This is a genomic window from Methanococcoides sp. AM1, assembly GCF_900774055.1.
GTDB lineage: Archaea > Halobacteriota > Methanosarcinia > Methanosarcinales > Methanosarcinaceae > Methanococcoides.
The window spans coordinates 1-207 of sequence record NZ_CAAGSW010000043.1 but is presented as its reverse complement, the minus strand read 5'-3'; the positions used below and the strand labels follow the sequence as shown (position 1 = coordinate 207).

Below are 207 nucleotides of genomic sequence, written 5' to 3'. Positions count from 1 at the left end.
AAGCAGTGCCATTGATATTACTGACAGTAAGATTGACAGTATACAAACCAGCTGTATCATACGTATGAATTATATTCTGACTGGAGTAATCCTCGGTACCGTCAGCATCAATATCCCAGGACCATGACGTTGCATTGGTTGAGAGATCAGTGAATGAAACAGTAAGTGGTGCATAGCCTTCAGTGACATTAGCACTGAAATCGGATA

Annotated in this window: 1 protein-coding gene; it reads right to left on the bottom strand. The window is 41.1% G+C overall.

Annotation, left to right across the window (positions count from 1 at the left end):
• Positions 1–207: PKD domain-containing protein (locus E7X57_RS12295; protein ID WP_135613312.1), on the bottom strand; the 207-nt coding region annotated here is incomplete at both ends.